The 5837-nt window shown below is 62.9% G+C and carries 7 protein-coding genes and 3 tRNA genes; all 10 read left to right on the top strand.

What is annotated here, in order from left to right:
• Nucleotides 1-209: 209 nt before the first annotated feature.
• Nucleotides 210-779 (top strand): aminodeoxychorismate/anthranilate synthase component II, encoded by a 570-nt coding sequence (locus Q7V46_RS12680; protein ID WP_304913913.1) that lies wholly within the window; start codon nucleotides 210-212, stop codon nucleotides 777-779.
• Between the two features lie 77 nt (nucleotides 780-856).
• On the top strand, nucleotides 857-1927 hold the full coding sequence (gene ltaE, locus Q7V46_RS12675) for a low-specificity L-threonine aldolase (protein WP_304913915.1): 1071 nt from the start codon (nucleotides 857-859) through the stop codon (nucleotides 1925-1927).
• 13 nt (nucleotides 1928-1940) lie between these two features.
• The gene (locus Q7V46_RS12670) at nucleotides 1941-2579 is read left to right on the top strand and encodes a LysE family translocator (protein ID WP_304913912.1); all 639 of its coding nucleotides are present in this window, start codon (nucleotides 1941-1943) and stop codon (nucleotides 2577-2579) included.
• A 9-nt stretch (nucleotides 2580-2588) separates the two neighbouring features.
• A complete protein-coding gene (trpD, locus tag Q7V46_RS12665; RefSeq protein WP_304913911.1) occupies nucleotides 2589-3638 on the top strand; it encodes an anthranilate phosphoribosyltransferase in 1050 nt (349 codons plus the stop codon).
• Entirely contained in the window at nucleotides 3635-4435 is an 801-nt protein-coding gene (gene trpC, locus Q7V46_RS12660; RefSeq protein WP_304913910.1) for an indole-3-glycerol phosphate synthase TrpC, read from the top strand. The genes trpD and trpC overlap by 4 nt, the downstream gene beginning before the upstream one ends.
• A gap of 2 nt (nucleotides 4436-4437) precedes the next feature.
• Nucleotides 4438-5178, top strand: coding sequence for a uracil-DNA glycosylase (locus Q7V46_RS12655; RefSeq protein ID WP_304913909.1), 741 nt, complete (start codon nucleotides 4438-4440; stop codon nucleotides 5176-5178).
• A gap of 62 nt (nucleotides 5179-5240) precedes the next feature.
• A tRNA-Tyr gene (locus Q7V46_RS12650) sits at nucleotides 5241-5326 on the top strand.
• A 98-nt stretch (nucleotides 5327-5424) separates the two neighbouring features.
• A tRNA-Gly gene (locus Q7V46_RS12645) sits at nucleotides 5425-5498 on the top strand.
• A gap of 75 nt (nucleotides 5499-5573) precedes the next feature.
• Nucleotides 5574-5648: transfer RNA gene (locus Q7V46_RS12640), tRNA-Thr, on the top strand.
• 54 nt (nucleotides 5649-5702) lie between these two features.
• Nucleotides 5703-5837: GTP-binding protein (locus tag Q7V46_RS12635; protein ID WP_304913914.1), on the top strand; the 135-nt coding region annotated here is incomplete at its 3' end.

The following is a 5837-nucleotide window of genomic DNA, read 5'->3' as shown; positions in this document are numbered from 1 at the left end:
CGGGGGAGCGTGGGGGTGTCAAAGCCATAAACGACGCCGGGCAGCCCCAAGGCGTTCAAGCCCCCTCGGGGGGCAGCGGACCTCGCGCAGCGGGGGAGCGTGGGGGTGTCAAAGCCATAAACGACGCCGGGCAGCCCCAAGGCGTTCAAGCCCCCTCGGGGGGCAGCGGACCTCGCGCAGCGGGGGAGCGTGGGGGTGTCAAGGTCCTGATGGTGGACAACTACGACTCGTTCACCTACAACATCGTGCAGTATTTCGGTGAGCTTGGCGCCGACGTTACGGTGGTGCGCAACGACGAAATCACAGTTGATGAAATTCAGCAGCGGCTGGACAACGCCCAGATCGACCGACTCGTGATTTCACCCGGCCCATGCTCGCCTGCCGAAGCCGGTATTTCTGTGGCGGCGATCCAGCACTTCGCGGGCAAGCTGCCCATCCTCGGCGTCTGCCTTGGCCATCAGAGCATTGGAGCGGCGTTCGGTGGCAAGATCATCCGGGCGCAGGAGCTCATGCACGGCAAGACCAGCGTCATCGCCACCACAAGGCAAGGTGTGTTTGCCGGCCTTCCAGAGCAGTTCACGGTCAACCGGTACCACTCGCTGGCCATCGAGCGCACGACGTGTCCCGACTGTCTGCAAGTCACCGCCTGGACACCCGACGGCGAGATCATGGGCGTACGGCACAAGACCCTGCCCATCGAAGGCGTGCAGTTCCACCCCGAGAGCATCCTCACCGAGCATGGTCATGCCTTGCTCAACAACTTTTTGGAACAGGCATGAAAACACGATCCGACGCCGGGCCGCCCCAAGGCGAAGCAGCCCCATCGGGGGGCAGCGGGCCACGCGAAGCGGGTAGGATGGGGGTCAGGGTTGACCTGCGCAGTGACACCGTCACGCAGCCCACATCCGCCATGCGCGCCGCCATGATGTCAGCCCCGCTGGGCGACGATGTGTTTGGCGATGATCCTTCAGTGAACGCGCTGCAGGAGCGCATTGCCGTCCTCACCGGCAAGGAAGCCGCACTCTTCATGGCCAGCGGAACACAAAGCAACCTCTGCGGGATGATGGCCCATTGCGAGCGCGGCGACGAATACATCGTGGGGCAGAACGCCCACACCTACCGTTACGAAGGCGGTGGAGCGGCCGTGCTGGGCAGCATCCAGCCCCAGCCGCTGGTACAGAACGCAGATGGGCAGATGAGCCTGGGTGACATCGCTGCGGCCATCAAGCCGGACGACCCGCACTTTGCCCGCACGCGCCTGCTGTGCCTTGAGAACACCTGGAACGGTCACCCCATGCCGCAGAGCTATCTGCAGCAGGCGACCGATCTGGCTCGCCAGCACGGGCTGGCCGCACATCTTGACGGCGCTCGCGTATTCAATGCGGCGGTGGCCCGCGGTGGCGATGCGTTGAAGAATCTGCGAAATATCGTCGATCTTTTCGACAGCGTCTCGATCTGTTTCAGCAAGGGCCTGGGTGCGCCTGTGGGTTCGGCCTTGTGTGGGTCGCGGGCGCTGATCGAGCGGGCACGCCGCTGGCGCAAGATGGTCGGGGGCGGGCTGCGGCAGTCCGGCTTGCTGGCCGCCGCCGCACACCATGCGCTGGACCACCATGTGGATCGCCTGGCCGACGACCACGCCCTGGCCCAGCGTCTGGCGCAAGGCCTGGCTGGCATTGAAGGCTTGAAGGTGCGCTCCGCGCAGACCAACATCGTGTTTGTGGACGTGGCGGATGGTCGGGGCCCGGATTTGCTGGCCCATCTGGAGCGCCACGGCGTTCGGGCCACGGGCCTCATTGGTCTTCGTTTTGTCACCCACCTCGATGTGGACGAGGCGGGCATCGATCACGCCATCGCCTGCACCCAGGCGTTTTTCGCTCAAGGCGCGAGCGGGTCGGCGTCACAGGCAGCGGGCACGGCCGTCTACTGAAACAGGGTTCGCCATGCCCGATCTGCCGCAGCTCCTGCTTTTCATCGCGGCTGGCTGGCTGCTCAACCTCACGCCCGGTCCGGACGTGCTCTACATCGTCTCGAACGCGCTGCGAAGTGGTGTGCGTGCCGGCATGTTTGCGGCGCTCGGCATTGTCAGCGGCTGCTTTGTGCACGTGTTTGCTGCAGCCGTCGGGGTGAGCGCGCTGTTGGCCACCTCTGCCACCGCGTTCACCGTGCTCAAGTGGATCGGCGCTGCCTATCTTTTGTGGATGGGGGTGCGGCTGCTGATGAGCAATGCCACGCCGCTGGAGCTGCGCGCTGGCGCTGCAGAGGTGGACCTGTGGCGCGTCTACCGGCGCGGGTTCCTGACCAATGTGCTCAATCCCAAGGTGGCGCTGTTCTTCCTGGCTTTCGTACCGCAGTTCATTGCGCCGGGGGCCGACAACAAGGCCTGGATCTTTCTGGTCCTTGGCGTGATCTTCAACCTGAATTCGCTGCCCATCAATTTCGGATACGCGTGGCTGGCCGCCTGGGCCGCACACCGTGTGCACACTGTCCAGCGCGCCATGCGCTGGATGGACCGTGCAGCGGGTCTGCTGTTCGTGGGTTTTGGCCTGCGGCTGGCGATGAGTAACAATCCCACACCGTAGGAGACCTCCATGCCCAACAGCCACAAGATCACGCCGCAGGAAGCCCTGCAACGTACCATCGAGCATCGCGAAATCTTTCATGACGAGATGCTGCACCTCATGCGCTTGATCATGGGGGGCGAGATGTCACCCGTGATGTTGGCCGCACTCGTCACCGGGCTGCGCGTGAAAAAGGAAACCATTGGCGAGATCACGGCGGCAGCGCAGGTGATGCGCGAGTTTTCCACCAAGGTGCATGTGGCCGACAAGACCCACCTGGTGGACATCGTGGGCACTGGAGGTGACGGTTCCCACACCTTCAACATCTCCACCTGCAGCATGTTCGTGGCGGCCGCCGCTGGCGCGCGCGTGAGCAAGCACGGCGGGCGCAGCGTGTCCAGCAAGAGCGGCAGCGCCGACGTGCTGGAGAGTCTGGGTGTCAACATCAACCTGCCGCCAGAGCAGATCGCGCGCTGTATCGAACAGGTGGGTGTGGGCTTCATGTTTGCGCCCAACCACCACCCCGCCATGAAGAACGTGGCGCCGGTGCGCCGCGAACTGGGCATGAAGACCATTTTCAATATCCTGGGTCCACTCACCAACCCGGCCTCTGCACCCAACATCCTTATGGGGGTGTTTCATCCTGATCTGGTCGGCATCCAGGTGCGTGCGCTGCAGCGCCTGGGCGCCGAACACGCGGTGGTCGTCTACGGCCGCGACGGCATGGACGAGGTTTCGCTGGGGGCCGCCACCATGGTCGGCGAGCTCAGGAACGGCGAGATCACCGAATACGAAATCCATCCGGAAGACTTCGGGGTCACCATGGCCAGCAACCGCGCCTTGCGTGTCGAAACGCCCGAAGACTCCCGTGCCATGCTGATTGGCGTTCTGGAAAACCGCGACGACCCGGCCTTCCGGGCGGCGGCAGACATCGTGGCGCTCAACGCCGGCGTGGGCCTCTACGCCGCCAACGTGGTGAGCGACATGAAGCAGGGCCTTGAACTGGCACGCAAAACCCTCGAATCCGGCGCGGCCCTGGCCAAACTCGAACAACTCAAAGCATTCACAGCCACGTCATGAGTGACATCCTGAACAAAATCGTTGCGGTCAAGCACGAAGAGATTGCGGCGGCCCGAAAAAAGAAACCCCTGGACGTGGTGCGCTTCGATGCCGAAAGCCGCGTATTGACCCGGGACTTCGAGGGTGCGCTTCGCACCAAAATCCTTGCCGGCCAGGCGGCTGTGATCGCCGAGATCAAGAAAGCCAGCCCCAGCAAAGGGGTGTTGCGCGAAGATTTCATTCCGGCCGACATCGCCCAGAGCTATGCCGAGGGAAACGGCAAGATCCAGGCTGCGTGCCTCTCTGTGCTGACCGACCGCCAGTTTTTCCAGGGCAGCCCGGACTTCCTGAAACAGGCCCGTGCGAGCTGTGATTTGCCGGTGCTGCGCAAGGACTTCATGGTCGACCCCTATCAGGTCTACGAGGCGCGTTCCATGGGGGCTGACGCGATCCTGCTGATCGTTGCCTGCCTGGATGACGCCCAGATGGTCGATCTGGAAGCACTCGCGCTGGCTTTGAACATGGCGGTGCTGGTGGAAGTGCACGACCGCGAAGAGCTGCAGCGCGCCCTGAAGCTCAAAACCCCGTTGGTGGGCATCAACAACCGCAATCTGCGCAGTTTTGAGGTGTCGCTTCAGACCACCCTGGACATGCTGCCCGAGGTGCCGGCGGACCGGCTGCTGATTACCGAGTCCGGTATTTTGTCCCAGACCGACGTGCGCCTGATGCGCGATGCCAATGTGCACGGCTTTCTTGTGGGTGAGGCCTTCATGCGCGCACCCGATCCAGGTCTGGCATTGGCCGAGTTGTTCGGTTGAGCATGTCGGAGGTTCAAGGCCAGCTGGCGCTCGAAGAATCAGGAAGCTGCCCTGGACAGTTGGAGGCGGTTGACCCGGCCAAGTGGCGCGTGGATGGCGGTTGGGCATCGTTGGTCCGTGATTTCTGGGCAACCCCGGCGGGCCTCGGTCTGGCTGCGTTTCTCCGGGAGCGTGTGGCCAAGAGCCCTGTGTACCCTCCAGACCCCCTGAGGGCACTGTCGCTGGCCGGACCCGAGGCGGTCGGTGTGGTCATTCTTGGGCAGGACCCCTATCACGGCCCCGGGCAGGCCGAAGGCCTGGCGTTTTCAGTGGCGCCGGGCGTGAAGATGCCGCCGAGTCTGCGCAATATCATCAAGGAGCTTCAACGCGACACTGGCGCCGTTCCGCCGGTTCAAGGATCGCTGGTGCGCTGGGCGGAACAGGGCGTGTTGCTGTTGAACACCTGTCTGACGGTGGAAGATGGGCGCCCGGCAAGCCACGCTGGACAAGGTTGGGAGCTGCTGACCGACGCGGTGATCAGCCGCTGCAGCGATGCCGGGCCGCCCAAGGCTTTTCTGCTTTGGGGGGCACACGCCCAGAAAAAAATGCCGCTAATAGACCCGTCCCGCCATCTGGTTCTGTGCGCCAATCATCCTTCACCCCTATCGGCCGCACGTGGTCCGGTGCCTTTTCTGGGGTGTGGCCATTTCAGTCAGGCCAATCGCTGGCTCGAAGAGAAGGGGCGCTCCCCCATCCGCTGGTGAGTCGGGCCTGGCCGGCCTTCCCGCACCTGAAAAATCCATGGCATAATGCTGGGCTGCGCTATGGAGGGGTGGCCGAGTGGTTAAAGGCAGCAGACTGTAAATCTGCCCGCTAACGCGTACGCTGGTTCGAATCCAGCCTCCTCCACCAGCAACCAGTGCGATATGCGAGTGATCGATTTGCGAGTGATTGGAATCAAAGCGCTTTGAGTGTGCCGGTCTTTGGATTCTGAAGATGGGTCTGTTCGGGCGGGAGTAGTTCAATGGTAGAACCCCAGCCTTCCAAGCTGATGACGCGGGTTCGATTCCCGTCTCCCGCTCCATGTCGTGTCGGTTGTTGTGCCCGTCAGGGTGGTTTTGAAGGTTTTCAGGTGTCTGGCCCGGTGCTGGGTGCCTTTGCCCTTGTGGCTCAGTGGTAGAGCACTCCCTTGGTAAGGGAGAGGTCGCGGGTCCGATTCCCGCCAAGGGCACCAATGATTCTTGTTTTGGATCTGGTGTTTCGGCAATTTTGATTTTGGAGCTGAAAAATGGCAAAAGAGAAATTTGAGCGGACCAAGCCGCACGTGAACGTGGGCACCATTGGTCACGTGGACCACGGCAAGACGACGCTGACGGCGGCGATCACCACGGTGCTGTCGGCCAAGTTCGGTGGTGCCGCCAAG

This window comes from Hydrogenophaga sp., from assembly GCF_030651625.1.
GTDB lineage: Bacteria > Pseudomonadota > Gammaproteobacteria > Burkholderiales > Burkholderiaceae_C > Hydrogenophaga.
This window is presented reverse-complemented; position numbering and strand designations above follow the sequence as displayed.

What these genes read in the sequence shown, in the direction of transcription:
- Q7V46_RS12680 (WP_304913913.1), top strand. Translation starts at nt 210, where the DNA reads ATGGTGGACAACTACGACTCGTTCACCTACAACATCGTGCAGTATTTC.
- ltaE (WP_304913915.1), top strand. Translation starts at nt 857, where the DNA reads ATGGGGGTCAGGGTTGACCTGCGCAGTGACACCGTCACGCAGCCCACA.
- Q7V46_RS12670 (WP_304913912.1), top strand. Translation starts at nt 1,941, where the DNA reads ATGCCCGATCTGCCGCAGCTCCTGCTTTTCATCGCGGCTGGCTGGCTG.
- trpD (WP_304913911.1), top strand. Translation starts at nt 2,589, where the DNA reads ATGCCCAACAGCCACAAGATCACGCCGCAGGAAGCCCTGCAACGTACC.
- trpC (WP_304913910.1), top strand. Translation starts at nt 3,635, where the DNA reads ATGAGTGACATCCTGAACAAAATCGTTGCGGTCAAGCACGAAGAGATT.
- Q7V46_RS12655 (WP_304913909.1), top strand. Translation starts at nt 4,438, where the DNA reads ATGTCGGAGGTTCAAGGCCAGCTGGCGCTCGAAGAATCAGGAAGCTGC.